This window comes from Aeribacillus composti (assembly GCF_007827555.1).
GTDB lineage: Bacteria > Bacillota > Bacilli > Bacillales > Aeribacillaceae > Aeribacillus > Aeribacillus composti.
The window spans coordinates 1-2,082 of sequence record NZ_VISS01000071.1 but is presented as its reverse complement, the minus strand read 5'-3'; the positions used below and the strand labels follow the sequence as shown (position 1 = coordinate 2,082).

Annotated in this window: 1 protein-coding gene; it reads left to right on the top strand. The window is 32.3% G+C overall.

The window, feature by feature from the left end; translation table 11 throughout:
* Nucleotides 1-57 precede the first annotated feature (57 nt).
* Complete coding sequence (locus tag FB379_RS18285) at nt 58-1,995, top strand: helicase-related protein (protein ID WP_144598581.1); 1,938 nt, start codon at nt 58-60, stop codon at nt 1,993-1,995.
* Nucleotides 1,996-2,082 lie beyond the last annotated feature (87 nt).

Below are 2,082 nucleotides of genomic sequence, written 5' to 3'. Positions count from 1 at the left end.
ACACCCACCTTCTCCCATTTATGGGAACTCTGATTCTAAAAGTGGCTCACTTTTGAAGTGATCGCTCTGGCTCAATTTATTATTGACAAAAACAACAAAATTGCTCGTGAATTACGTTCTGCAACAGAAGGTTTTCCAAAATTACTATTAACAGCTACACCATTACAAAACTCGTTAATGGAACTTTATGGATTAATCAGTTTTGTTGATTTACATATATTTGGAGACGAAATCTCATTTAAGAAACAGTTTTCGAGAGGAACAAAAGAATTATCACAAGCTGATTTTATTGATTTAAAACAACGTATACGCCCCGTTATTCATCGAACTTTAAGGCGTCAGGTTACAGAGTATGTAAAATATACTCAACGTATTCCAATAACACAAAAGTTTATGCCGACAAATGAAGAGTGGGAGTTATATGAAAAAGTTTCATCATATTTACAACGAGATTTGTTATTTGCTTTACCAAAAAGCCAGCGGTCCTTAATGACATTAGTTATTCGCAAAATTTTGGCTTCTTCAACTTTTGCATTAACTGATACACTTCAATCGTTAATAAAAAGATTAGATGAACTTTTAGCTGGGAAAATTAATGATAATAATGAAAAAATAATTTACCGAGATATAGACGAACTGGAGGATACCATAGAAGAATGGAATGAAGAAGAAATTATAATTGATGAGTTAACAGATGAAGAGATAATTAATTTAATTTTATCAGAGAAAAGAGAATTAGAATCTTATTATGAATTAGCAAGGTCTATTACAAAAAATTCCAAAGGTAGAGCTTTGCTCCTAGCTCTAGAAGAAGGCTTTAATAAAATGAGAGAATTAGGAGCTAATGAAAAAGCAGTTATATTTACAGAGTCACGAAGAACACAAAGATATTTAAAAGAGATGCTAACTGAACAAGGGTATAACGTTGTTTTGTTTAACGGTCAAAATTCAGATTCAGATGCAAAAAGAATCTATGAATGGTGGATTAAGAAACACAAATACGATGATAAAATTACCGGATCAAAAAATGCTGATATGAGGGCAGCGTTAGTTGAGTATTTTCGTGATTATGCTGATATCATGGTTGCGACGGAATCTGCTTCGGAAGGAATAAACCTACAGTTTTGTAGTTTAATAGTAAATTATGATTTACCATGGAATCCTCAAAGGATAGAACAAAGAATTGGAAGATGTCATCGTTATGGACAAAAATATGATGTAGTTGTGACAAATTTTTTGAATCAAAAGAATGCTGCAGACCAAAGAGTTTATGATTTACTTTCAGAAAAGTTCAAGCTGTTCGAAGGATTATTTGGTTCATCTGATGAAATTTTGGGTTCGTTGGAGTCCGGAGTTGACTTTGAAAAACGGATACAAGAAATTTATCAGAACTGTAGAACTGCAGAAGAGATTGATGATGCATTTAACAGGTTACAAGAAGAATTGGACGAACAAATACGAATTAAAATGCAAGAAACACGTATAAGTTTAATGGAAAACTTTGATGACGAAGTAAGGGAAAAGTTAAGAGATAATTTTGAACAGACAACTATACAGTTGAATAAATTAGAGAGATTTTTATGGAATCTTTCAAAAATTGAGGGTCAAAGAGAAGCGGTATTTGATGATAATTCATTAAGCTTTATTAAAGATAAGAAAAAGTATCAATTGATGTCCCAAATAAAAAAGGAAGAAAGTACTAATAATGTTGTTCACTATCGGTTATCCCACCCTTTAGCTGAAAAATGGGTTAAACAAGCCAAGGGTAGGGTGTTAATACCAAAAGAGGTTACCTTTAGATATTGTGATTATCAAGGGAAGATTAGTGTTATCGAATCTTTAGTTGGAACTGGAGGCTGGCTTCATTTAGATTTGCTAAATGTAGAGTCTGTCGAAAATGAACAGTATCTAATATTTTCAGCTGTAGACAATAATGGTAACCAGATTGAACAAGATATTTGTGAAAAATTATTTTTATTACCAGCAATAGTGTAAATTATCATTTTATCTCCGCATAAAAAGCCTTCTTTTTTGCAAATTCCTTCGGGATGTTCTTCTCCCCTTTTCTGAAAGAGTGTGCTA